Origin of the sequence: Pseudomonas ovata, assembly GCF_003131185.1 — a bacterium.
Lineage (GTDB): Bacteria > Pseudomonadota > Gammaproteobacteria > Pseudomonadales > Pseudomonadaceae > Aquipseudomonas > Aquipseudomonas ovata.
Window position 1 is genome coordinate 132,934 of record NZ_QFFU01000002.1, and the last position, 23,982, is coordinate 156,915.

The 23,982-nt window shown below is 63.4% G+C and carries 19 protein-coding genes and 2 riboswitches; of the genes, 10 read left to right on the forward strand and 9 right to left on the reverse strand.

Going from position 1 to position 23,982, the window contains the following annotated elements; translation table 11 throughout:
- Positions 1-49: 49 nt before the first annotated feature.
- A complete protein-coding gene (metH, locus tag DGA31_RS03755) occupies positions 50-3,769 on the reverse strand; it encodes a methionine synthase (RefSeq protein ID WP_056839607.1) in 3,720 nt (1,239 codons plus the stop codon).
- 225 nt (positions 3,770-3,994) lie between these two features.
- On the opposite strand from metH, the gene DGA31_RS03760 reads away from it, so the two are divergent.
- The 3 genes from DGA31_RS03760 to nfuA all read left to right on the forward strand — a co-directional run bounded on the left by DGA31_RS03760 (position 3,995) and on the right by nfuA (position 8,159).
- Positions 3,995-6,298 carry a fatty acid cis/trans isomerase gene (locus tag DGA31_RS03760; protein WP_109511587.1) on the forward strand — a complete coding sequence of 768 codons (2,304 nt, stop codon included), beginning with the start codon at positions 3,995-3,997 and terminating at the stop codon, positions 6,296-6,298.
- Positions 6,299-6,473: 175 nt separating this feature from the next.
- Entirely contained in the window at positions 6,474-7,496 is a 1,023-nt protein-coding gene (locus DGA31_RS03765; RefSeq protein ID WP_109511588.1) for an acyltransferase family protein, read from the forward strand.
- Between the two features lie 69 nt (positions 7,497-7,565).
- Positions 7,566-8,159 carry a Fe-S biogenesis protein NfuA gene (gene nfuA / locus DGA31_RS03770; RefSeq protein WP_056839604.1) on the forward strand — a complete coding sequence of 198 codons (594 nt, stop codon included), beginning with the start codon at positions 7,566-7,568 and terminating at the stop codon, positions 8,157-8,159.
- Positions 8,160-8,293: 134 nt separating this feature from the next.
- Here nfuA and cobM read toward each other — a convergent pair whose 3' ends face one another.
- The 4 genes from cobM to DGA31_RS03790 are packed head-to-tail and all read right to left on the reverse strand — an operon-like array spanning position 8,294 to position 10,397.
- Positions 8,294-9,043: a precorrin-4 C(11)-methyltransferase gene (gene cobM, locus DGA31_RS03775; RefSeq protein ID WP_109511589.1), complete on the reverse strand. Its 750-nt coding sequence runs from the start codon at positions 9,041-9,043 to the stop codon at positions 8,294-8,296.
- Between the two features lie 48 nt (positions 9,044-9,091).
- A complete protein-coding gene (locus DGA31_RS03780; protein WP_109511590.1) occupies positions 9,092-9,517 on the reverse strand; it encodes a cobalamin biosynthesis protein in 426 nt (141 codons plus the stop codon).
- The gene (locus DGA31_RS03785; RefSeq protein ID WP_056839601.1) at positions 9,501-10,202 is read right to left on the reverse strand and encodes a CbtA family protein; all 702 of its coding nucleotides are present in this window, start codon (positions 10,200-10,202) and stop codon (positions 9,501-9,503) included. The genes DGA31_RS03780 and DGA31_RS03785 overlap by 17 nt, the downstream gene beginning before the upstream one ends.
- 9 nt (positions 10,203-10,211) lie before the next feature.
- Entirely contained in the window at positions 10,212-10,397 is a 186-nt protein-coding gene (locus DGA31_RS03790) for a CbtB domain-containing protein (RefSeq protein ID WP_056839600.1), read from the reverse strand.
- Between the two features lie 98 nt (positions 10,398-10,495).
- Positions 10,496-10,713: riboswitch (cobalamin riboswitch) on the reverse strand.
- Between the two features lie 56 nt (positions 10,714-10,769).
- Positions 10,770-10,974: riboswitch (cobalamin riboswitch) on the forward strand.
- 94 nt (positions 10,975-11,068) lie between these two features.
- On the opposite strand from DGA31_RS03790, the gene cobW reads away from it, so the two are divergent.
- The 6 genes from cobW (at position 11,069) to DGA31_RS03820 (ending at position 18,903) form a co-directional block, all read left to right on the forward strand.
- Positions 11,069-12,133: a cobalamin biosynthesis protein CobW gene (gene cobW, locus DGA31_RS03795; RefSeq protein WP_109511591.1), complete on the forward strand. Its 1,065-nt coding sequence runs from the start codon at positions 11,069-11,071 to the stop codon at positions 12,131-12,133.
- A 3-nt stretch (positions 12,134-12,136) separates the two neighbouring features.
- Positions 12,137-15,901: a cobaltochelatase subunit CobN gene (cobN, locus tag DGA31_RS03800; protein WP_109511592.1), complete on the forward strand. Its 3,765-nt coding sequence runs from the start codon at positions 12,137-12,139 to the stop codon at positions 15,899-15,901.
- Between the two features lie 3 nt (positions 15,902-15,904).
- Complete coding sequence (locus tag DGA31_RS03805) at positions 15,905-16,927, forward strand: magnesium chelatase ATPase subunit I (RefSeq protein WP_161959139.1); 1,023 nt, start codon at positions 15,905-15,907, stop codon at positions 16,925-16,927.
- Positions 16,928-16,995: 68 nt separating this feature from the next.
- Positions 16,996-17,592, forward strand: a complete 597-nt coding sequence (locus tag DGA31_RS03810; protein ID WP_241509528.1) for a vWA domain-containing protein — start codon at positions 16,996-16,998, stop codon at positions 17,590-17,592.
- Positions 17,593-17,693: 101 nt separating this feature from the next.
- Positions 17,694-18,125, forward strand: coding sequence for a MarR family winged helix-turn-helix transcriptional regulator (locus DGA31_RS03815; protein ID WP_161959140.1), 432 nt, complete (start codon positions 17,694-17,696; stop codon positions 18,123-18,125).
- A gap of 43 nt (positions 18,126-18,168) precedes the next feature.
- Positions 18,169-18,903 (forward strand): NADPH-dependent F420 reductase, encoded by a 735-nt coding sequence (locus DGA31_RS03820; protein ID WP_056839594.1) that lies wholly within the window; start codon positions 18,169-18,171, stop codon positions 18,901-18,903.
- 289 nt (positions 18,904-19,192) lie between these two features.
- Here the strand turns inward: DGA31_RS03820 and DGA31_RS03825 are convergent, their stop codons facing one another.
- The gene (locus tag DGA31_RS03825) at positions 19,193-20,371 is read right to left on the reverse strand and encodes an AAA family ATPase (protein ID WP_109511595.1); all 1,179 of its coding nucleotides are present in this window, start codon (positions 20,369-20,371) and stop codon (positions 19,193-19,195) included.
- A gap of 220 nt (positions 20,372-20,591) precedes the next feature.
- On the reverse strand, positions 20,592-20,858 hold the full coding sequence (locus DGA31_RS03830) for a hypothetical protein (RefSeq protein ID WP_056839592.1): 267 nt from the start codon (positions 20,856-20,858) through the stop codon (positions 20,592-20,594).
- 378 nt (positions 20,859-21,236) lie between these two features.
- Between DGA31_RS03830 and DGA31_RS03835 the strand changes: the two genes are divergently transcribed.
- Complete coding sequence (locus tag DGA31_RS03835; RefSeq protein ID WP_109511596.1) at positions 21,237-22,565, forward strand: sigma-54 dependent transcriptional regulator; 1,329 nt, start codon at positions 21,237-21,239, stop codon at positions 22,563-22,565.
- Positions 22,566-22,844: 279 nt separating this feature from the next.
- Here DGA31_RS03835 and DGA31_RS03840 read toward each other — a convergent pair whose 3' ends face one another.
- Both DGA31_RS03840 and pnuC read right to left on the reverse strand, forming a co-directional pair.
- Positions 22,845-23,381: an AAA family ATPase gene (locus tag DGA31_RS03840; protein ID WP_109511597.1), complete on the reverse strand. Its 537-nt coding sequence runs from the start codon at positions 23,379-23,381 to the stop codon at positions 22,845-22,847.
- The gene (pnuC, locus tag DGA31_RS03845; RefSeq protein ID WP_109511598.1) at positions 23,378-23,941 is read right to left on the reverse strand and encodes a nicotinamide riboside transporter PnuC; all 564 of its coding nucleotides are present in this window, start codon (positions 23,939-23,941) and stop codon (positions 23,378-23,380) included. The genes DGA31_RS03840 and pnuC overlap by 4 nt, the downstream gene beginning before the upstream one ends.
- Between the last annotated feature and the right edge of the window lie 41 nt (positions 23,942-23,982).

Sequence of the window (23,982 nt, forward strand, 5' to 3'; positions counted from 1 at the left end):
CACCCATCGCAGCCCAAGGCGACGGCAGGTGCCTGTGCTGGCCGGCGTTTTACTCGTCGTAACCCAGGATCGGTGCCAGCCAGCGCTCGGTGACGCTCAGCGGCTGGTGCTTGCGTGCGGTGTAGCTGTCGACCTGATCCTTGTCGACCTTGCCCACGGCAAAGTACTGCGCTTGCGGGTGGGCGAAGTACCAGCCGCTGACCGAGGCGGCCGGGAACATGGCGTAGTGCTCGGTCAGGAACACGCCGCTGCGACCGGCGGTCAGCGGCGCCGCATCCACCGGCAGCGGATCGAGCAGGGTAAACAGCGTGCCTTTTTCAGTGTGGTCCGGGCAGGCCGGGTAGCCGGGGGCCGGGCGAATGCCGGTGTACTGCTCGCGGATCAACGCCTCGTTGTCCAGGTGCTCGTCGCCGGCATAACCCCAGTACTCCTTGCGCACCTGCTCGTGCAGCCACTCGGCGCAGGCTTCGGCCAGGCGGTCGGCCAGGGCCTTGACCATGATCGAGTTGTAGTCGTCGCCATTGTCCTGATAGGCCTTGGCCACTTCTTCGGCGCCGATGCCGGCGGTGGTGATAAAACCACCCATATGGTCCGTGACGCCGCTGTCCCTGGGCGCGATGTAATCGGCCAGCGACAGGTTCGGCTTGCCATCGGGCTTGATGGTCTGCTGGCGCAGGTGATGCAGGCGCGCGATCGGCTGGCCGTCGTCGCCGTAGACTTCCAGGTCGTCGTCATCGACCTGGTTGGCCGGCCAGAAGCCGAACACGGCGCGGGCACGAATCAGCTTTTCGTCGATCAGCTTGCGCAGCATCTCCCGGGCATCGGCAAACAGCACCGTGGCCGCCTCGCCGACCACTTCGTCGGTGAGGATGCGCGGGTATTTGCCGGCCAGGTCCCAGGAAATGAAGAACGGTGTCCAGTCGATGTACTCGGCCAGCACGTTGAGGTCGATGTCCTCCAGCACCCGGGTGCCGGTGAAAGTCGGCTTGACCGGGGTGTAGCCGGCCCAGTCGAATTTGGGCTTGTTGGCCACCGCCGCCGCGTAGGGCAGGCGTTCGGTGCGTGAACTGCGCGCCGAGGTGCGTTCGCGAACCTGCACATACTCTTCGCGGGTTTTCTCCACGAAGGCTGGCTTGAGTTCCCTGGACAGCAACTGCGTCGCCACGCCCACGGCGCGCGAGGCGTCGGTGACGTAGATGACCGCGTCATTGCTGTAGCGCGGCTCGATCTTCACTGCCGTGTGCGCCTTGGAGGTGGTGGCGCCACCGATCATCAACGGCAGGTGGAAGTCCTGGCGCTGCATTTCGCGGGCCACATGAACCATTTCGTCCAGCGACGGCGTGATCAGCCCGGACAGGCCGATGATGTCGCATTTCTGCTCGCGGGCCACCTGCAGGATCTTCTCGGCCGGCACCATCACGCCCAGGTCGACGATGTCATAGCCGTTACAGCCCAGCACCACGCCCACGATGTTCTTGCCGATGTCGTGCACATCACCCTTGACCGTGGCCATCAGGATCTTGCCCTTGGCTTCGGGCTTGTCGCCTTTTTCCAGTTCGATGAACGGGATCAGGTGCGCCACCGCCTGTTTCATGACCCGCGCCGACTTGACCACTTGCGGCAGGAACATCTTGCCCGAACCGAACAGGTCGCCCACGGTGTTCATGCCGGCCATCAGCGGGCCTTCGATGACCTCGATGGGGCGCTTGAACGACAGGCGCGATTCTTCGGTGTCTTCGACGATGTAGGCGGTGATGCCCTTGACCAGTGCATGTTCCAGGCGCTGGTTGACCGGCCAGCCGCGCCACTCTTCGGTCTCGGCTTCCTTGACGCTGCCGTCGCCCTTGTATTCGTCGGCAATCGCCAGCAGCGCGTCGGTGCCTTCCGGGGTGCGGTTAAGCACCACGTCCTCGACCTTTTCACGCAGTTTGGCCGGGATTTCGTCGTAGATTTCCAGCTGGCCGGCGTTGACGATGCCCATGGTCAGGCCGTTCTGGATCGCGTGGTACAGGAACACCGAGTGGATGGCCTCGCGCACCGGGTTGTTGCCGCGGAACGAGAACGACACGTTGGACACCCCGCCCGAGGTCAGGGCGTAGGGCAGGTGGTCGCGGATATAGGCGCAGGCTTCGATGAAGTCCACGGCATAGTTGTTGTGCTCTTCGATGCCGGTGGCGACGGCAAAGATGTTCGGGTCGAAGATGATGTCTTCCGGCGGGAAGTTCACTTCATTGACCAGGATGTCATAGCTGCGCTGGCAGATTTCGCGCTTGCGTGCGGCGGTGTCGGCCTGGCCGGCTTCGTCGAAGGCCATGACCACCACGGCGGCCCCGTAGCGTTTGCACAGGCGCGCATGGTGCTTGAACGCCTCGACGCCTTCCTTCATTGAGATCGAGTTGACGATGCCCTTACCCTGGATGCACTTGAGGCCGGCCTCGATCACTTCCCACTTGGAGGAGTCGATCATGATCGGCACGCGCGAGATGTCCGGCTCGCCGGCAATCAGGTTGAGAAAGCGCACCATGGCCGCCTGGGAGTCGAGCATCCCTTCGTCCATGTTGATGTCGATCACCTGGGCGCCGGCCTCGACCTGCTGCAGCGCCACTTCCAGCGCCTCGGTGTAGTTCTCTTCGCGGATCAGCCGGGCGAACCTGGCGGAACCGGTGATGTTGGTGCGTTCGCCAACGTTGATGAACAGCGAGTTGCGATCAATGGTGAACGGCTCCAGGCCCGACAGGCGGCAGGCCTTGGGGATCTCGGGGATGGCGCGCGGCGGGTATTTGGCCACCGCTTCAGCGATGGCCTTGATGTGTGCCGGCGTGCTGCCGCAGCAACCGCCAATGATGTTGAGAAAGCCGCTGGCGGCGAATTCTTCGACTACTTCGGCCATCTGCGCAGGCGTTTCGTCGTACTCGCCAAAGGCGTTGGGCAGGCCGGCGTTGGGGTGCGCCGAGACATGGGTGCCGGCCTTGACGGACAGCTCCTCAAGGTACGGACGCAGGTCCTTGGCGCCCAATGCGCAGTTCAGGCCCACCGAGATCGGGTTGGCATGGCGGACCGAGTTCCAGAAGGCTTCGGTGGTCTGTCCGGACAGCGTACGACCCGAGGCATCGGTGATGGTGCCGCTGATCATGATCGGCAATTCGATGCCGTCGTCTTCGAACACTTGCTGCACGGCGAAAATCGCCGCCTTGGCGTTGAGGGTGTCGAAGATGGTCTCGATCAGAATCAGGTCGGCGCCGCCTTCGATCAGCCCGCGGGTGGCCTCGATGTAGTTTTCGACCAGTTCGTCGAAGGTCACGTTGCGATAGCCGGGGTCGTTGACGTCGGGGGAGATCGAGCAGGTGCGGCTGGTCGGGCCGAGCACGCCGGCGACGAAGCGCGGACGATCCGGGGTTTCCAGGGTCTTGGCGTCCGCGACCTGGCGGGCGATGCGCGCGCCTTCGACGTTCAGCTCATACACCAGCGCTTCCATGCCGTAGTCGGCCTGGGAGACCTGGGTGGCGTTGAAGGTGTTGGTTTCCAGAATGTCGGCGCCGGCGTCCAGGTAGGCCTTCTCGATGGCACCAATCACATCCGGACGGGTCAGGATCAACAGGTCGTTGTTGCCCTTGACGTCGCTTGGCCAGTCGGCGAAGCGCTCGCCTCGGTAATCCTTTTCTTCAAGCCGATAGCTCTGGATCATGGTGCCCATGCCGCCATCGAGGATCAGGATCCGCTGTTGGAGAGCATTCAGAAGAGCTTGATGGCGGGCGCTGCGATCAGACATGGGACGTATTACCTTGAAAAGGCCTAAACAGAACGGGCGGCGGAAAAACCGGGGAGGGGCTGGCAAGCGCGCTCGACCCGGTTTTGGTGCCGCCTGGGAAGGCCGAAATCATAACAAACCCCAACCGTTTTAGCGTTGCCTGGGCTTTTGCATGAAAAACGCTCATGTTGCGGCGCGCCAACCACGATAAACTCGTGGCCATTTGCCCTGGGGAATACACCGGATATGCCGTACCGTCTGTTGGCAGGCCTTGCCTTGTTGCTGTCCTGCTGCACGCTCCAGGCCGGTGACCTGCCTGCGCCTGTTTCCTATACCCGCGACATCCAGCCGATCCTCACTGAAAAGTGCGTGGCCTGCCATGCCTGCAACGATGCGCCGTGCCAGCTCAACCTGGGCAGTGCCGAGGGCCTGCTGCGCGGCGCCAACAAGGTGCCGGTCTACCAGGGCGAACGCTCCCAGGCTGTTGACCCGACGCGCTTGTTCTACGACGCCAATGGCGTATCGGCCTGGCAACGCAAGGGCTTCTATTCGGTGCTTGAACCACGTGGCGGCCAGGCCGCCTTGATGACCCGTATGCTGGAGCTGGGCCAGCAGGCACCGTTGCCGCCCAACAGCAAGCTGCCCGACAGCATTGCGCTGGGCATCAACCGCGAAAACGTCTGCCCGTTGCCCGAAGAATTCAACGCCTACGCCGCTGCACACGCCACCCAGGGCATGCCGCTGGCCGTGACCGGGCTGAGCGAGGCCGAGTACCAGACCCTGCAACGCTGGATGGCAGCCGGGGCGCCGGTGGACCAGCAGCCGCTGCAGCCCAACGCTGCCGAAGCTTCGCAGATCGCCACATGGGAAGCGCAGTTGAACCTGCCCGGTGCCCGCCAGGCGCTGGTCGGGCGCTGGCTTTATGAGCATCTGTTTCTGGCGCATATCTACTTCGAGGGCGGCGAGCCTGGGCACTTCTTCCAGTGGGTGCGCTCGCGCACGCCCAGCGGCCAGCCGGTCGACATCATTGCCACCCGCCGCCCCAACGATGATCCGGGTCGTCGCGAGTTCTACTACCGCCTGGTGCCGGTACAGGGCGTGATCGTGCACAAGACCCACATCACCTACCCGGTGGGGCCGAAAAAACTGCAGCGGGTGCGCGAGCTGTTCTATGGCAACGACTGGCAAGCCCAGGCGGTGCCCGGCTATGGCCCCGGGCACCGCGCCAACCCGTTCCTGACCTTCGAGGCCATCCCGGCCAAGGCGCGCTACCAGTTCATGCTTGATAACGCCGAGTACTTCGTGCGCAGCTTCATTCGCGGCCCGGTGTGCCGCGGGCAGATTGCGACCGATGTGATTCGCGACCAGTTCTGGGTGCTGTTCCAGGACCCGTCCAGCGACTTGTACCTGTCCGATGCCCGTTATCAGGGCCAGGCCACGCCGTTGCTGGCCATGCCGGGACAGAACGACAATGTCGGCAGCATCCTGAGCCTGTGGCTGTCGTACCGCGACCGGCGCAATGCCTATGAAGACCTGCGCCGCGACCACTACGCCAAGGCCCCGACACCGGACTGGCCGAGCCTGTGGGCCGGCAACGACAATGCGTGGCTGACCGTCTTTCGCCATTACGACAGCGCCACAGTAAACAAGGGCCTGATCGGCGATGTACCGCAATCGATGTGGCTGTTCGATTACCCGCTGCTGGAGCGCACCTACTATCAACTGGTGGTCAACTTCGATGTGTACGGCAACGTGGCTCATCAGGCGCAGACCCGGCTGTATTTCGACCTGATCCGCAACGGCGCGGAGATCAACTTCCTGCGCCTGATGCCGCCCGAGCGTCGTGAGGACCTGCTCGACGGTCTTTACGAAAACGCCGGCAAGATCAAGCTGTGGCTGGACTACCAGCGCATCGACGACGACACCGCCAGCGGCCTCAGACTCGATAAAAAGCGGCCGATGCGCGATTTTGCCGAACAGTTGCTGCGCCACGCAGGGGCGCTCAATGCTGCGCCCGACCCGATCAACCGCTGCTACCTGGCGGCGGGTGGTCAATGCTCGCGGCCGGGCCTGTCGCCGGCCCTGGCCGACGCCGAGCAACGCCTCAGCCGTCTGGCGGCGCTGCCTGCCGCCCGGCTCAAGGTCATTGACCAATTGCCGGAAGCCACGATGCTGCGCATCGAAGACAGCAGCGGGCGGCGTGAGGTCTACAGCCTGTTGCGCAACCGGGCGCACAGCAACGTGGCGTTTCTGTTGGGTGAGTCGTACCGCTACCAGCCACGGCTCGACACGCTGACAATCTACCCGGGCGTACTGAGCAGCTACCCGAACTTCATGTTCAATGTGCCGGCCGCCGAGGTGGCGGCGTTCGTCGACGCCATGCAGCAGGCCAGCGACCCGCAGGCCTTTGAAAAAATCGTCGAGCGTTGGGGCATCCGTCGCACTCATCCGCAGTTCTGGACCTGGTTTCATGACCTCAATCGCTACATCAAGGAGCAGGATCCGCGTGAGGCGGGTGTGCTGGACATGAACCGCTACGAGAACCTCTGACAAAGGGCTTTCAGGCTGCAGACCGCACCGGATGTGGCCTGCAGCCATTATCTGTCATCGTGATCAAGCCCCTTTCTGCCGATCTTTTGCGCGTTATTACGGTCTGTTTCTCTGCGTGTTCCCCCGGTTCGGGTGTGGACGACCAGTGAAAGACACGTAAAAAAGAGGTTCAGGAATGCTGATTTCGGTTCAGGCCCTGCGGGCATTTGCAGCATGGGTAGTGGTGTGCCATCACTTCATGCAGATCTTTTTCGACTTCAAGGCCAGCGGGCCGATTGGTGAGTTTTTTGTTTCCAAGGGCGCCGTGGGCGTCGATATCTTCTTCGTCATCAGTGGCCTGGTGATCTACCTGTCCACCTGCGAGCGCGACATCCCGGCCTCGCGCTTCATTGCCTATCGATTGTTTCGTATCGTGCCGGCGTACTGGCTGTACACCCTGGCCATGGGCCTGCTGTTGCTGTGGGCCGCGCCGTGGCTGCCGCACCAGGTGATCGGCTGGCAGAATTTCCTGCTGTCGCTGGCGTTCATTCCCTCGGAAAACCCCGGCGGCTATGGCCTGTACCCCACACTCAACGTGGGCTGGACGCTCAATTACGAGATGCTGTTCTATGTCTTGTTCTCGCTGGTGTTTCTGTTCGAGCGCCGGCACCGGGTGCTGATCATTGCCAGCGCGCTGTTCGTGGTCACCGAGGTGCTGGCGGGCACGGGGCTGATCAGCCGTTTTTACGGCAATGACATCATTTATGAATTCCTGCTCGGCATTGCCATTGCCATGATCTACCAGCGCGGCTGGATCCGGCAGGCGGTGTGGCTGCCCCTGGCCGGTATCGTGGCGGCGCTGATGCTGATCCAGCATCTGGACAACAGCCAGCGGTTGCTCAACTGGGGCCTGCCCAGCGCCTTGATCGTGCTGTGCTGCATTTCGCTGGAGCCGCTGTTTCGCGGCAGCAAGCTGCTCAAGGTGCTGGGGGATTGTTCGTATTCGGTGTACCTGCTGCATGTGCTGGTGCTCTATGGCGGCCTGCTGGTGGCGCAGCGCTACGGGCTCGACCCGTATCTGGTGTTTGCCTTCTGTGTGCCGGTGATCGCCATTGGCGCCTGGATCAGCTACGAGTGGATCGAGAAGGGGTTGTACGTGCGCATGAAGACCTGGCTCGACGCGCGCAGGGCCGCGCGCCGCTCGGTTGCGCTATCCTGACAAAAATACTGGGTTTTGTGCGGCGCCACCGATTGGCGTAAACTGCCAGCACGTCTGCGAGGAAATTTCATGACCGCTATCACCATTACCGATGCTGCCCACGACTACCTGGCCGATCTGCTGGAAAAGCAGAACACCCCAGGCATCGGCATCCGGGTATTCATTACCCAGCCCGGCACCCAATACGCTGAAACCTGCATTGCCTACTGCAAGCCGGGTGAAGAAAAACCTGAAGACAAGGCCATCGGCCTGGCGCGTTTCACCGCCTGGATCGATGGCTTCAGCGAGGCCTTCCTGGACGATGCCGTGGTCGACTACGCCACCGACCGCATGGGCGGGCAACTGACCATCAAGGCCCCCAATGCCAAGGTGCCGACCGTCAACGCCGACAGCCCGATCAACGAGCGCATCAACTACTACCTGCAAACCGAGATCAACCCGGGACTTGCCAGCCATGGCGGCCAGGTCAGCCTGATCGACGTGGTCGAGGAGGGCGAGCAGAGCATCGCCGTCCTGCAGTTCGGCGGCGGCTGCCAGGGCTGCGGCCAGGCCGACGTGACGCTCAAGGAAGGCATCGAGCGCACCCTGCTCGAGCGCATCCCCGAGCTGCACGGCGTGCGTGACGTGACCGACCATACCCAGAAAGAAAACGCCTACTACTGATCAACTCGCGCACTCCCTGGTCGCGCTCTGCCGGAATGCCGGACCACCGCGACCGGCTGCGCAGCAGTCGTAAAGTTGTGGTGTTTTCGAGATTTTTGCGAGCGCTGCGCACTCGGTCGCGGGCAAGCGCGCTCCTACACTGGCCTGTACAAATGCGCATGCCCCGCCCGATACAGCGATGACTCGGCAAACGTGTCCGTTGCCAGTACCCGCCCGACCAGAATCAGCGCCGTGCGCCTGAAGCCCTTGGCCTTTACCTTGTCTTCGATGTCGGCCAGCGTGCCCAGCACCCAGTCCTGGTCCGGCCAGCTGGCGCGATGCACCACGGCAATCGGGCAGTCGGTCCCGTAATGTGGCAACAGCTCGGCCACGATCGCCCCGATATGCTTGATCCCCAGATGAATGGCCATGGTCGTGCCATGCCGTGCCAGGTCACCCAAGGCTTCACCGGCCGGCATGGGGCTGCTGTCGGCAAAGCGGGTCAGGATCACGCTCTGGGCCACGTCCGGCAGGGTCAGCTCGCTTTCCAGCAGGGCCGCGCAAGCGGCCGTGGCGGTGACACCGGGAATGATCTGAAACGCAATATCCAGTTCGCGCAAGCAGCGAATCTGCTCGCCGATCGCCCCGTACAGGCTCGGGTCGCCGGAATGCACCCGGGCCACATCCTGGCCTTGTGCATGAGCCGATTTCATCAAGGCGATGATCTGTTCCAGGTGTAACTCGGCGCTGTTGACCACTTGATGGGCGCTATGGCCCTCTAGCACGGCCAGGGGGACCAGCGAGCCGGCATAGATAATGACCGGGCACGTGCGAATCAGGCGCTGGCCCTTGACGGTGATCAGCTCGGGATCGCCGGGGCCGGCACCGATGAAATAAACAGTCAATGAACACTCCAGAGACGTGCAAGAAATAAGGTCGTAATAAAGCCGGCATTATCCGCCCGTAACAGGGCTGCTGGCCAAGGCCAATGTGGCCTGATCGTTTTTCCGGTAGGTGATGCGCAACCAGGCAGGCTTGCCGCTCAACTGGCTGGCCAGCGCCAGCGCCGCGCTTTCGGCCACGCCACGACAGCCGGTGCGCTCGAAGGCCAGCGCCGAGTGGTGAGTCAACTGGCCTTCATGAGCCTGGAGCTGTGCTGCACTGAAAAACACCAGCGGCAGGCCGAGTTGTTCGGCAGCCTGCCACAAGCCCGGCTCGTCGCACTTGCTGTCGATGGAAGCCAGCGCACTGACCGCCCCGATACCCAGGCCATGGTCATGCAGGCTCTGTGTGATCAGCGCCAGCAGCGTCTGGGCCGGGCAGCCGTGTCGGCAGCCCAGGCCCAGGGCCAGCCACGGCCGGTCAGTACTGACCGGCATGCCGGCTGCGGCGGAACAGCCAGGCGCTGATGGCCCCCAGGGCGGCCCAGAACAGCGCATTGGTCACCAAAGACGCAACGATGAACTGCGACGCCAGCGCCTCGGGTGCCAGGCTCGCATGCTGTTCCGGTTGAGGTGCGCCGATCACATGCGGCACCACCAGCACGGCCACCCCCAGCAGTTTGAGCAAGGTGCCGCGGCCGAACACGATCAGCGCCAGGCCCGCAGCCGTGGCGGCGGCGGTGGAAATCCACCAGTTCTGGCGCAGGCCCAGTTCGGCCGCTGCCGTCCCCGGCAATTCCGGAGGCAGCCCCAGGGTAGGCGCCAGGACAAACACCGCAAACCCGGCCAGTCCCCAGAACAGGCCCTGCAGCGTGCTGCCCGGCGCACGCAGGGTGTAGAGCCCGGCCAGCATCAGGGCAAAGCCCACGGCCACCACCAGATTGCCACCGGTGGTCGACAGCAAGCGCTGCCAGCCATCGGCCGGTGCCCAGGCCTCGTCGTCGTGCGCATGCACATGGGCGGCAGCCCCCGGCGCGTGGGTGTGTTCCTGGGTGGCCGGTGCCTGCTCGAAGGTTTCCGCTTCAAGAATCAGCGGCGTCAGCCACAGGCTCTGCACCAGGGTCAGCAGCAGGGCGGCCAGCAGGCCGCTGAAACCTGCGGTCTGCACAATTCGCTTGAACATGGTCAGGCCTCAGTGGCAAGGAAAGGCGGCGCTGTGCCGGGTGTCATGGGCGGCATTGTGCACCGCGTCGATGTGCGAGAAGCCGGCGAAATACACCAGGCTGCAACCGAGCAATACCGCGCCGATGGCGGCCGTCAGGCGCTGGCTGAGGGTGGTGGGAGTGGCGGCGGGGTGGCTGCTGCTGATGATCGACATACGGCTTGCCTCTTGTTTTCAAAAGGGCAGGCAGGCGCATGGACGCGGGGCGACGAACATCGGCCCGTATCGACTGCGCCCGCCCACCGCGGGGTTGTCAGAGAAATAGATAGCGGGCCGGTCTCCGGGCTGGCGAGGGACGTTCAGGACGTCATGCAAGGATCGCCTTCCCATGCCGTGGCACAGTGGATAGACCCTTCGCTCGCTTACCGTTGCGGGGGCAGCACCGGACTTTGTGTCAGCCCATTGGCAGGCGGACGACAGCACCGGTTTCCCGTTTCACCCTGTGAAGGGCACCCGTAACAAGGTGTGTAGCAGAGCATGAGCCATGCATGACGTCAATCTTGACATTGACCCTTGCGCAGCCACTGCGTAGCCTTGCCGGTCTGAGGTTCCTTGTGCACATGGCGCAAGGCTAAGACGGGAATACGGTCGAGCCGTAGCTGCCCCCGCAACTGTACGCGGTCACGTTCGTCGCACAGCCACTGCCATCGGCGGGAAGGCGCGTCGAATGGCCTGGCACATCCGCCATGGCCACGCCGCCAGCCAGGAGACCTGCCTCAACTGAATTCTCACTACAACCGGGCGGGGTGATCCGGTGGCGATTCGCACTGTGCGCCCGGCGCGCGGCTGTCGTCCTGTTTGCCCGCCGCATGACCAAAGGGCATCCGATGAAAACGCAGGCCAAGCTTCCCGTCACCATCGTCACCGGCTTTCTGGGCTCGGGCAAAACCACCTTGCTGCGCCACATGCTTGATAACGCCGAAGGCCGGCGCATCGCGGTGATCGTCAACGAGTTCGGCGAGCTGGGCATCGACGGTGAAATCCTCAAGCAATGCACCATCGGCTGTACCGAAGAAGAAGCCAATGGCCGTATCTTCGAACTGGCCAACGGCTGCCTGTGCTGCACCGTGCAGGAAGAGTTCTTCCCGGTGATGCGCGAGCTGGTCGAGCGCCGTGGCGAACTGGACCACATTCTGATCGAAACCAGCGGCCTGGCCTTGCCCAAGCCGCTGGTGCAGGCCTTCCAGTGGCCGGAAATCCGCACCGCCTGCACCGTTGATGCCGTGATCACCGTGGTCGACAGCCCGGCAGTCAAGGCCGGCACCTTCGCCGCCTACCCGGACCAGGTCGACGCGCAGCGCAAGCTGGACCCCAACCTGGACCACGAATCGCCGCTGCACGAGCTGTTTGCCGACCAGTTGGCCAGCGCCGACCTGGTGATCCTCAACAAGGCCGACATGATCGACGCCGAGGGCCTGGCCGCCGTGCGCGCTGAAGTCGCCGAAGAACTGCCGCCGGCGGTCAAGGTGATCGAGGCCAGTAACGGCCGCTTGCCACTGAGCGTGCTGCTGGGGGTCGGCGCCGAGTCCGAGCTGCATATCGACGGGCGCAAGACCCATCATGACCATCACGAAGGTGATGACCACGACGACCACGATCACGACGCCTTCGACTCGATTTCGATCAAGCTGCCCGAGGCTGAAGAAGCGCGCCTGCTCGCGGCCCTGACACAACTGGTGGTCGAGCACGGCATCCTGCGGGTCAAGGGCTTCGTGGCCATCCCCGGCAAGCCGATGCGCCTGTTGGTGCAAGGCGTCGGCACCCGCTTCGACAAGCACTTCGACCGCGCCTGGCGCGCCGACGAAGAGCGCGCCACGCACCTGGTGCTGATCGGCCAGGAACTGGACGCGGCGGTGCTTGAAGCGCGCTTGCACGCGGCATTGGCCGGTTAAGCCATGCACCTGCTGAGAACCCAGCCCGGTGGTTTCGTACCGGACGACAGCATTGCCGACCTGGGGCAAACCCCCGCCGACCTGGTGATTCTCTGCAGCGGCGACTCCAGCCTGGCCTTGCTGGCCGAGGCTGCGCAGCAATTGCCGGACGACTACCCGAGCCTGCGCCTAGCCAACCCGATGCAGGTGCAGAATCACGCCTCGGTCGACCTGTATGTCGAAGAAGTGCTGCAGCATGCGCGGGTCATCCTGCTCTCGCTGCACGGCGGCATCGGCTACTGGCGCTACGGCGTGCAGCGCCTGCTGGAGCTGGCGGCGCGTGGTGTGCAGGTGATCCTGGTGCCGGGCTGCGATCGCCCGGACCCGGAATTATCCGATTTCAGCACGGTGCCGGCCGCCGAGGGCGAGCGGCTCTGGCAGTTTTTACGCCAGGGCGGGCTGGACAATGCCCTGAACCTGTTCAACTGCATGGCCAGCCAGTGGCTGGGGCGCGACTACGCCTGGCAAGAGCCCCAGGCCCTGCCACGTGCCGTCATCTACCATCCGCACAAGACCCGGGCGCAACTGGCCGATTGGCAAACCGACTGGGCCGCCGACGCACCGGTAGCGGCCTTGATCTTCTACCGCTCGCACTTGCAGGCGGCCAACACTTCGTTCATCGACGTGTTCTGCCAGCGCTTGCAGGCCCAGGGCCTCAACCCGCTGCCGATCGCCGTGGCCAGCCTCAAGGAAGCCGGCTGTCTGACGGCCGTCGAAGACTGGCTGGACGAGGCCGATGCCGCGTTGATTCTCAACACCACAGGCTTTGCCCAGTCGAGCCCGGAAACGCCGCACTTGCGGCCGTTCCGGCGCGATGTCCCGGTGATCCAGGCCATCTGCGCCCAGGACAACGAGCCGGCCTGGCAGGCCAGCGACCTGGGCCTGGGTGCCCGTGACCTGGCCATGCACATCGCCTTGCCGGAGCTGGACGGGCGCATCATCAGCCGGCCGATCAGCTTCAAGGACCTGGCCTGGCACAGCGAGCGCAGCCAGTCGGATGTGGTCTGCTACCGCGCCCAGCCCGAGCGCATGGACTTCGTCGCGCACTTGGCGCGCAACTGGATCGAGCTGGCGCGGCGCGACAATGCCGACAAGCGCATCGCCCTGATCCTGGCCAACTACCCCACCCGCGACGGCCGTATCGGCAATGGGGTGGGGCTGGACACGCCGGCGGCCGCGCTGAATATCCTGCACGCCATGCAACAGCAAGGCTATCCGGTCGAGGGGTTGCCCGACAGCGGCACCGCGCTGATCCAGCAATTGCTGGGCGGGGTGACCAACGACCTGGACAGCCTCGACCTGCGACCGTGCCAGCAAAGCCTGGCACTGCAAGACTACCTGACGGCGTTTGCCACCTTGCCAGGGGCCAATCGCGAGGCGGTGATCCAGCGCTGGGGTGCGCCTGAAGCCGACCCGATGTTTCGTGGCGGACGCATGATGGTCGCCGGGCTGCGCCTGGGCCTGACCTTTGTTGGCATCCAGCCGGCCCGCGGTTACCAGGTCGACCCCAGTGCGGTGTACCACGACCCCGATTTAATACCACCCCATGGTTACTTGGCGTTCTACTTCTGGCTGCGCTTTGCCTATGGCGCCCAGGCGGTGATCCATGTGGGCAAGCACGGCAACCTGGAATGGCTGCCGGGCAAGGGGGTCGGGCTGTCGGCGACGTGCTGGCCGGACGCGATCCTCGGCCCGTTGCCCAACATCTACCCATTTATCGTCAATGACCCGGGCGAGGGCGCGCAGGCCAAGCGCCGTACCCAGGCGGTGATCATCGACCACCTGATGCCGCCGTTGACCCGCGCCGAAACCTACGGACCGCTGCGCGACCTGGAGCGACTGGCCGACGAGTATTACGAAGCGCAGTTGCTCGACCCGCGCCGCGCCCGTGAGCTGCAACGCGAGATCCTGCAGCAGGTGCGCGACAGCCGGCTCGACCAGGAACTGCAACTGGATGCCTCGCTCAATGCCGACGCCGATGCCGCCGTCTGGCTGCCGCGCCTGGACACCTACCTGTGTGACCTGAAGGAATCGCAGATTCGCGACGGCTTGCACGTGTTCGGCGAGTCGCCGAGCGGACGGCTGCGCATCGACACCTTGCTGGCCCTGCTGCGCATCCCGCGTGGCGACGGCCGCGGGGCGCATTCGAGCCTGCTGCGGGCCTTGGCCAAGGCCTTTGCCCTGGACTTCGACCCGCTGGACTGCGCCCTCGCCGAGCCATGCGCCCCGGAAAAACCGGCGCTCTTGCAGGCGGTGAGCCAGGAGCCCTGGCGCACGCTGGGTGACAGCCGTGAGCGGCTGGAGCTGTATGCGGCGCAACTGATCGAGCGGGCCATTGAGGGTGAAGGCCTGGCCGACATGCCGGCTCATCAAGACTTGCACCTGATCATCGAGCACCTGCGTGAGATCGTGGCACCGCGTCTGGACGCCTGCGGCCCGGCCGAGATGCAGGGCCTGCTCAATGCGCTGGCCGGGCGTTTCGTACCGGCCGGCCCCAGTGGTGCACCGAGTCGCGGGCGGCTGGACGTGCTGCCCACCGGGCGCAATTTTTTCAGCGTCGATGTACGCAACCTGCCGACCCCTACGGCCTGGCGCATCGGTTTTCATTCGACCAGCCTGTTGCTGGAACGTCACCTGCAAGATCATGGCGATCATTTGCGCCAGCTTGGCCTGTCGGTGTGGGGCACTGCGACCATGCGCACCGGCGGTGATGACATTGCCCAGGCCATGGCCCTGATGGGCGTGCGCCCGGTCTGGGCGACCGGCAGCCAGCGGGTCGACGATTTCGAGATCCTGCCGGTGAGCCTTCTGGATCGGCCCCGTGTCGATGTGACCCTGCGGGTGTCAGGATTCTTTCGCGACGCTTTTGCCAGCCTGATTCGCCTGTTTGACGCCGCTGTACAAGCGGTGGCGGCCCTTGATGAGCCGGACGACCTCAATCCACTGGCGGCCCGCGTGCGCCAGGAACGCCTGGAACTGCAAGCCAGGGGCGTCAGTGAAGACGATGCCCGGCGCCAGGCCGGCTGGAGGGTGTTCGGCGCCAAGCCCGGCGCCTATGGTGCAGGCGTGCAGGGCGCCATTGATGGCCGCGTGTGGCAAAGTCGCGAAGACCTGGCCGAGGTTTACCTGAACTGGGGCGGCTACGCCTATGGCGGCCAGGACGATGGTACTCCGGCGCGTCAGCACTTCGCCCAGCGCCTGTCCAGGGTACAGGCGGTGCTGCAGAACCAGGACAACCGGGAGCATGACCTGCTCGATTCCAACGATTATTACCAGTTCCAGGGCGGCATGCTCGCCGCAGCTGACAGCCTGAGCGGCGAAAAGACCGCCAGCTATCACGGCGATCACAGCCAGCCGGACCTGCCGAAAATCCGCACCCTCAAGGAAGAGCTCAACCGGGTGATCCGCTCGCGGGCGGCCAACCCCAAGTGGATCGAAGGGGTCAAGCGCCACGGCTATAAAGGCGCTTTCGAAATGGCCGCCACGGTGGACTTCCTGTTTGGCTTCGATGCCACCACCGAACTGATCGACGACCACCAGTATGAACTGCTGGCTGACGCCTACCTGCTCGATGGCGACACCCGCGAGTTTATCCAGCAGCACAACCCCGATGCCCTGCGCGACATGACCGAGCGCTTGCTCGAAGCCCAGCAACGTGGCCTGTGGCAGGAACCGGGCGAGTATCGCGAGGCGCTGGAAACCTTGCTGCTGGACATTGAAGAGAATTGAATCGTGTCTGATACCACCCCCTATGATGCTGCGCATTTTCCCCTGGCGGCCGTTGTCGGCGCCGACGCACTCAAACTGGCGCTGTGCCTGACCGCCATCGACCCGAAGATCGGCGGGGTGCTGATCGAGGGGCCGCGCGGCATGGCCAAATCGACCCTGGCCCGTGGCCTGGCCGACCTGATCGAGGGTGCCGCTTTCGTCACCTTGCCCTTGGGCGCCAGCGAAGAACGACTGGTAGGTACGCTGGACCTGGATGCGGCACTGGGCGAGGGCAGGGCGACGTTTTCTCCAGGTGTGCTGGCCAAGGCCGATGGTGGTGTGTTGTATGTCGATGAGGTCAACCTGCTGGCCGATCACCTGGTCGATCTGTTGCTCGACGTCGCCGCCAGCGGCACCAACCTGGTCGAGCGCGACGGTATTTCCCATCGTCACGCGGCGCGCTTCATTCTGATCGGCACCATGAACCCGGAAGAGGGTGAGTTGCGCCCGCAACTGCTTGACCGCTTCGGCCTCAATGTCGCCCTCAGCGGACAGACCCTGCCGGCCGAGCGCGGGCAGATCATTCGTCGCCGCCTGGCCTTCGACAGCGACCCGCAGACCTTTATCGAACAGTGGCAACCCGCACAGCAGGCTTTGCAGCAACGCTGCGCCCAGGCCCGTCAGCGTCTGGCCAGCATCCCGCTGGACGAGACCAGTCTGACCCTGATCAACGAGCGCTGTTTCGCCGCTGGCGTCGACGGGCTACGTGCTGACCTTGTGTGGCTGCGTGCCGCCCGCGCCCATGCGGCCTGGCGCGGCAGCGACGCCATTGCGCTGGAAGATATTGACGCGGTGGCCGAATTTGCCTTGCGTCATCGTCGAAACAATACCACCCCAAACTCAGTGCCGCCTCAACAACAACCACCTTCTGCTAACACACAAAGCAGTCATCAAAGCGAGGGGCAGGGCAACTGGGGCGAGCTGCCAGCCCAAAGCGTTGCCACGGCTTCGCGCCGCCAGATCCCGAACTGGCCAAAAAAGCCCTAGGCATCCGCCCCCGTCCAGCCAAGGGGGCGGATGCCAGCCCTCGACAAGGCAAGCTCGCTGGCGGTCGACTGGGGGCGACGCGGCCCGGGCAGGGCGGCCCGATTGCCTGGCCGCCGACCTTGCTGCGTGGCCGGCCGCAAAAGCTCCGCGACCTGATTCGCCAGCCGCGTAGCCAGCGCCCGCAAGAACTACTGTTAGTCGTGGTTGATGCTTCGGCATCCACCCGGCGCAATCAGGGCCTGAGCCTGGCCAAAGGGGTGCTGGCCCAGGCGTTCGACGACGCCTATCGCCGCCGTGCACGCCTGGCTTTGCTGACCGCCAGCGGCAACCAGCCGCACTGGCAGCACCAAGGCCTGAAAGCCTCCCATGCCCTGCAACCCTGGCTTGAACACCTGGGCGCTGGTGGCGGCACACCTTTGGGTCAGGCGTTGCAGCAGGCCGCGCAATGGTTGATAGAAAGACGTAAACGCTACCCCGCTGAAAGCCAGCGTTTACTGGTGCTGACCGACGGCCGCCTGGCAACACTGCCGACCTTGCCTGTGTTCGATTGCCCCGGCGTGTTGATCGATATCGAAACCGGGCCCATCCGGTTGGGCAGGGCCAAGGCGCTGGCGCAAGGCCTGGGCATCGACTATCAGCATGTGGAAGCACTGCCGGTCGTATAAATTCATTCAGGGCGCTGTATCCGCTGCCGGCCGAGACGGCGGTTGACATCAGCAGCAGGCTTGTCGAATATATAGCGCACTATGCAATAGCGAGCTATCTAATGACTTCGAGCCGGGAACGGGTAGGCACCCAACTGTCGTTTTCGCTTTATGCGGCGGCCAATCGCATGGTGCGACTGCACAAGCCTTTTCTTGAACCGCTGGGCCTGACCTTTCCACAGTATCTGGTCATTCTGGAGCTGTTGAACGGTTCGCCACTTTCCGTGGGCGCGCTCGGCACCTGCCTGGCGATGGACGCAGGCACCATCACGCCCCTGCTCAAGCGCCTTGAGGCGGCCGGATTCGTGACCCGCACACGCGATCCTGCCGATGAGCGCCGTGTGATGGTTGACCTGACGGCCCACAGCCGCCAGCTGGAAGCCGAGATCCGTGGCGTGACCCGGCAGATCAAGTCAGCCTGCCAGCTCGACGAGCAAGGTATCGATGAGTTGCGTCACACCCTGGATGCGCTCGGCCATCCCGCCACTGACTGAAACATCCTTCACTTCAAACGTATTTACCTAAGAGGTCAGTCAAATGAAAATCGGCATTATCGGTGCAGGCAATATTGGCGCTACCCTGGCCCGCAAGTTCGCGGCGCGCGGTCATGACGTCAAACTGGCAAACTCCAAAAGCCCTCAGACCCTTCAGGCGCTGGCCGATGAGATCGGCGTACGCGCCGTGACCCGGGAGGAGGCGGTGCTTGATGTTGAAGTCGTCATTCTCTCCATTCCCTTTGCCAGGTATCCGGACCTGCGCCAGATCCTGAAGGATGTACCGCAGAGCGTCGTTGTCATTGATACGTCCAATTACTACCCGGCACGCGACGGGGCGATCAAGGAGGTGGACGACGGCAAGCCCGAGAGCATTTGGGTCAGCGAGCAGATTGGCCGTCCGGTCATCAAGGCATGGAATGCCGTCCTCGCGTCGACGCTTGCCAATAACGGTCAACCCGCTGGATCTGACTCGCGCATCGCCTTGCCTGTGGCTGGCGATGACGTCAAGGCTGAGGCCGTTGCACAGGACCTGGTGGAGGAAACCGGCTTTACCGCGCTGGCCGCGGGTCGTCTTGAGGACTCATGGCGCCAGCAGCCGGGAACGCCTGGCTACTGCACGGAACTCACGATGCCAGCGTTGAAAGTGGCCTTGCAGGCGGCCGACAAGAAGAGGGCGCGTGGAAACCTGGATGCATTCATGGCCAGGTACATGGCTTCTGGCGGTCAGCTCACACATGAACAGATGGTTGCCATCAATCGTGAAGTGACGGCCTGATCAAGCCCGGCAGCCCTTATGGATGCCAGGCGCGGACAATGTCGTGCCCGCAATAACCCTTTCGCGGCCGTTGGTCGCGCCTACGAGTGCCACTGCCATGCCGGCCCCTGACCTGATCTGGCCGAAATATTTTTCCGGTACTGACAACGCAGGTAGTTTTTAGAGGGGCCCTGCAGACCTTGTGTCCTCTGGCCTGACACGGTAGGAGCGACCAGCGGTCGCGAAGGTGGATGGCCAGGCGCGGACAATGTCGTGCCTGCAATAACCCTTTCGCGACCGTTGGTCGCTCCTACGTGGGCCACTGCCATGCCGGCCCGTCCAGCAGGCCTTGCTGGCCCCTGACCTGGGTCTGGCCAAAGGGTTTTTCCAGCACCACGCTTACGCACGCCGGTAACGGTTCGAGTGCCGCGACCAGGCGACTGGCGTGCGACACCACCCACACCTGCCCACGGTCGGCGGCCTGGCCGATCAGGCGTGCCAGTGCCGGCAGCAGGTCCGGGTGCAGGCTGCTCTCCGGTTCGTTCAGCACCATCAGTGCCGGTGGGCGCGGGGTGAGCAGGGCGGCGACCAGCAGCAGGTAGCGCAAGGTGCCGTCGGACAGTTCGCTGACCAGCAAGGGTCGCAGCATGCCGGGTTGTTGCAGGGCCAGGCCGAACAGCCCGTCGCGCACGGTAATGTGCATGGTCGAGCCGGGAAAGGCGTCGTCGATGGCGGCATCCAGTGCCTGCGGGTCGCCGATTTCACGGATGGTCTGCAGGGCGGCGGCCAGGTCGCGGCCGCTGTGGTGCAGCACCGGGGTGCGTGTGCCGACTTGCGGTTGACGCGCTGGGGCTGTGGCATCGGTGCGAAAGTGATCGTAAAAGCGCCAGTCGCGCACGCTGCTGCGCAGGGTTTCAATCTCCGGGCAGTCGAGGGCGCCGCCGGTGTCGAACAGGCTGTAGAAATCGGGCAGGCGTGTGGTCAGGGTGCGCCATTCGCGCGCGTTGCGCATACGCACGCTCGGCCCCTTGCGCTCGACCAGCACGCTGGCGGGTCGATAGACCGCTCCGGCCCAGATGACTTCACGCTTGATCTGCGGGTCGCGCCCGAACAGCGAGGGCCGCTGCGGCGACTCGCCGGGGCTGGGCTCAGGCAAGCCAAGGCTCAATGCATAACTGAAATGCTCGCCGGCAAAGCCCAGGCGCATGCGCTGTGGCGTGCGCCGATGCAAGCCTTGCACCGGCTGTTCGCCGCGCAATACGGCGGCTGAAAACTGCTCGGGTCCTGCCCAGAAGCATGAGTCCAGCCCACCTTCACGGGCAATGCCTTGCACCACGCCTTCCCGGGCGGTGTCGGCCAGCAGCCGCAAAGCGCGATACAGATTGGACTTGCCGCTGCCATTGGCCCCGGTGACCACGGTCAGACGGCCCAGCGACAGCTGCAGATCATGCAGGGAGCGATAGTTTTCGACGGCAAGGGTATACAGCAAGGGAGTGCTCCTTGGACTGGCCTGGGCGGCAAGAGGAGCAAAGGTACAAGAAGGACTGGGTGGTTATCCAGTTTTCGCGGAAAAAATGGCAGTCAACGATGTACTACCGTGATCTTTACGGGTCTGGTAAAGCCGGCGGACTTATAAAAGAAAGTGGCTCCGCCTGATTAAGCAAAGAGCCACATTCATGCAAAAAGACAGTGCAGTGCAACGCGAATGATCAGGCCGGCATGGTCCACGGCTGAAGACTGTAACCCTCGCGGCTTAGTTCTTCGCGCGCCTGTTGCAAGGCATTGGCCAGTTGCACAGGGTCAGAATAAGTGCCACGCGGAAGTTGCTGGCGGCCAATGCGTGCGCTGAAGCGGTCGAGCACGGTCAGGCTGAGTTCGCCGTTGCCATCCTGTGGGGCCCAGGCCACGCACTGGAAGGGATGGAAGGCTTTGCCAGCAATCAGCAGTGCATCATTGAAGCGCAGTGGGGCGTTCATGGTCATTTCCTCAAGGTGCCCATTCAGTCCAGTACAGTCTCGTCGGCGGGCTTACCGTCCGGCTGGTTACTTGTGTTGATGCCGGCGCGAGAAGAGGAGTCACACACCTGCTCGATAATTTCATGATTTTTTACAGGCATGGCGCAATGTAGTAATCCTACGCAACTTTATTGCCTGTCCCGGGCACTTTCCGGCAGTCGCCAGCAGCGGCGCAAAGTCCGCTGTAACGTTTGACGCGTGTCTGGTTATAGGGCTTAGACGCAAACGGTACAAGGCAGTGTCAAATATTTGCTAACGTAACAGGCGTAAACGCCAACACGCTGTTTATAAACGTTTTTAGATCAATTGCATCGCCGCCGTGCGCCAAGGAAGACCCTCATGCCTGAAACGGCCCCCTCGCGACGTCTTTTGATTGTGGACCCCTGTGACGATTGTCACCAATTGATTCCCGTGCTGCACGCCGCTGGCTGGTCGGTCGACAGCAGCTCGCTGGAATCGGCACTCAATATGGGGTGTGATGTCGGTCTGATTCGTCTGATGCCTTATCACTTCGAGCCCCCCGAGGTGGTACGCGAGCTTATTACCCGCAGCAACACCGAATGGATTGCGGTGCTGACGCCTGATGACCTGCGCCGCGAAAAGATCGGTGATTTTGTCTGCGAATGGTTCTTTGACTTTCATACCCTGCCATTCGATGTCGCACGCATGCAGGTCACGCTGGGCCGTGCGTACGGCATGGCCCGCCTGCGCGCCCAAGGGACGGTGCCGGTGCCGCCAGGTCCGGATCAGGAAATGCTTGGCGAAAGCCGGCCGATTCGTGAGCTGCGGCGCCTGTTGAGCAAGCTGGCGCCCACCGAATCGCCCGTATTGATCCGCGGCGAGCGTGGCACCGGCAAGGAGCTGGTGGCGCGCACCCTGCATAACCAGTCGCAGCGACGCAACAAGCCGTTCGTGGTCGTGCACTGCGGTGCGATTGCCGAGCACCTGATCCATGCCGAACTGTTCGGCCATGAGCCAGGCGCGTTCAACGGTGCACAAGAGCGGCGTATCGGCCGTATCGAAGCGGCCGATGGCGGCACCTTGTTCCTTGATGAAATCGGTGACCTCTCACTGGAGGCGCAGGGGCATCTGTTGCGCTTTCTGCAGGACCGCCAGATCGAGCGCATCGGTGGCAGCGAGCCGATTGCCGTGGATGTACGCATGCTCGCTGCCACGCATGTCGACCTGGAAGCGGCCATTCGCAAGAAGCGCTTTCGCGAAGACCTGTATTACCGGCTTAATGTGCTGCAGGTCGGCACCGCACCGTTGCGTGAGCGCCACGGTGACCTGGCGATGCTCGCCAATCATTTTGCGCATTTCTATAGCCAGGAAACCGGACGTCGGGCACGCAACTTCAGCCAGGATGCGCTGATTGCGATGGGCAAGCATGACTGGCCCGGCAATGTCCGCGAACTGGCCAACCGCGTGCGCCGCGGGCTGGTGCTGGCCGAGGGTCGCCAGATCGAAGCCAGTGATCTGGGGTTGCTGGGCGAAGAGGAACTGACCAGCAGCATGAGCACCCTGGACGAATACAAATCCCGCGCCGAGCGCCAGGCGCTGTGTGATGTACTGACCCGGCACAGCGACAACCTCAGCGTGGCCGCCAAGGTGCTGGGCATCTCCCGACCAACGTTCTACCGGTTATTGCACAAGCACCAGATCAGATGAGGCAGTTGACCGATTTTATTGAGTGTTAAATCCAGCGCTGTAGGAGCGCGCTTGCCCGCGACCGGCTGCGTTAGCAGTCGTAAATTTGTGGCGTTTCGCAGATTTACAGCCGTAAATTTGTAGCGTTTCGCAGATTTACAGCCGTAAATTTGTAGCGTTTCGCAGATTTACAGCCGTAAATTTGTGGCGTTTCGCAGATTTTGCGAGCGCTAACGCACTCGGTCGCGGGCAAGCGCGCTCCTACACCCAGCCCGGTATTTGCCGGGCAATGGCGTTTTGTCAGTGCTGCGCAGGCGTGATCAATAACTGTTCGACCGCCTGCATCACCGCTTCAAGCCGCTGTGCCCAGTCACCTTCGATCACTTGATACGGCTGCTGATGGCCCTGCAGCCAGTCGCGGCTGGCCTTGAAGAACGCCATGCGGTCCTCAAGCGCCGGCTGGCAGCGTTGGCCGTCCTGGGTCCAGTGCACGCCTTGCGGGCTGAGCAGCAGGTGCAGGTCGTAATGCCGCGCCAGCAACTGTGCTTCCAGCCAGGCCGGACAATCGCCGAACAGCGTGCGGCTCCAGAGCATGTTGCTCAGCAAGTGCGTGTCGAGAATCAGCAGCTCGGGGGCGGTAGCGCGGGCGGCATCTTCCCAGGCCAGTTGTCCCTGGGCGATGGGCGTGATGTCGGCATACACGGTGTCGCGTGCCTGCTCGTCGATGAAATGACGCACGTATTCGCCGACCAGCACACTGCCGAAACGATTGCGGATTTCCGTGGAAAGCCAGCTCTTGCCGCTCGATTCAGGGCCTGCCAGGACCAGCACTTTCATCGGGCCGGCACCAGGGCCACGCGCCACTCACGCCAGCCCAGAATGGCCAGCAGGGTAAACAGGGCATACACCGCCGCCATCGCGTGCAGCGCCTGGTGCAGGAACAGCCCGACGGAAATCACGTTCAGCACGATCCACAACGGCCAGCATTGCAGGCGTTTTTGCGCCATCCATAGCTGGGCCACCAGGCTGAAGCTGGTCAGGGCTGCATCCAGCCACGGCTGGGCGGCATCGGTGAAGTGCGCCATACCCGCGCCCAGGGCGGCACCGAGCAGGGCACCCACAGCCAGGCCTCCGAGGATCGAGCGGTCCTGCAACGTGGTCACCGCGCGGGCAGGCACGTTGTCGCCATGACGGGTCCATTGCCACCAGCCATACAGCTGCAGCACCGCGTAGATCAGTTGCAGGAGCACCTGCGAATACAGCTTCACGCCGAAGAAAAGCCAGCTATAGATCGCCACCATGACCAGGCCGATCGGCCAGCACCACGGATTCTGCCGGATGGTCAGTATGACCGCGAGCACGCCCAGTGCGGCACCGAACAGTTCAACCTCTGACATGGGGGTTCCTGAGTAGGGGGAGACGATAGGGCGGCGATTGT